Origin of the sequence: Nocardiopsis sp. ATB16-24, assembly GCF_030271535.1 — a bacterium.
Classification (GTDB): Bacteria; Actinomycetota; Actinomycetes; order Streptosporangiales; family Streptosporangiaceae; genus Nocardiopsis.
This window is the reverse complement of record NZ_JASCXJ010000046.1, coordinates 1-844: the sequence shown is the minus strand read 5'-3', so window position 1 is coordinate 844 and position 844 is coordinate 1. Positions and strand designations below refer to the sequence as shown.

The window sequence follows — 844 nt, the reverse complement described above, 5'->3', positions numbered from 1 at the left end:
ATGGTGCGTCCTGAAAGCTGTGTCAGGCCAGCGGGTGTAAGTCCCGTCCGGGTAAGCGCCGGAGCGCCCGGTAGCAGGCCCCAGCCGTGCGGGGAGACCCGCCCGGCCGAGCGGGGTGTCAAAGGCCTCTTCGGAGGGAGCAAGAACGCGGGCCGTAGCATCAAGCGAACTTTGCAGCCTCGTCATACGGACAACAGTGAGAGCCGAGCCGGTCATGTCGCGGCGAAGGCCATGTCCGGCGGACCCGGTTCCGGAAGCGGTCCGCTGGATCTCCTCGGGGTATGGAAGACGGCACGCGTTCACGGTCTGGCACGGAACAGGAGAGACCCGTCCGCGCACGCCTGCGTCGGGTACGAGACCGCTGGTATAAGCCGATGGTGAAGTCCAGCGGAGCGCGGCGGGAGTCCGAGCGGGGCATAGTACCGGTGATCGGCGTGCAACAGAACGCGCCGGGAGGGAAGGGCCCGCACTTTGATCACGCTCGCAGCGGGGGTAAGCGTCAGGGCATGGCCGGGATCGCCCGGTCCAACCACCCCGGCAACACGGTTGCCGAACCCGGGGCCATCGCGCCCATCGGGAAGGTGCGAAAACTCCAACGCAAGCTATGGACTGCGGCCAAGCAGTCCTCGGATCGCCGTTTCCATGCCCTGTTCGACCGTATCTGTAGGGATGACGTCCTGCGGGAGGCATGGAAGCGTGTGAAGGACAACCGGGGTGCGTCCGGTATCGACCGGATCACTTTGGAAGATGTGGAGTCCTACGGGGTGGAGCGGATGCTCGCTGAACTCCGACAGGATCTGCTGGAGGGGAACTATCGCCCGTCGCCGGTGCGGCGGGTGGAGAT

1 pseudogene is annotated in these 844 nt (G+C 65.9%); it reads left to right on the top strand.

The features are described from left to right. Positions 1-374: 374 nt before the first annotated feature. A pseudogene (locus tag PFX91_RS23035) lies at positions 375-844 on the top strand (hypothetical protein); the annotation flags it as partial.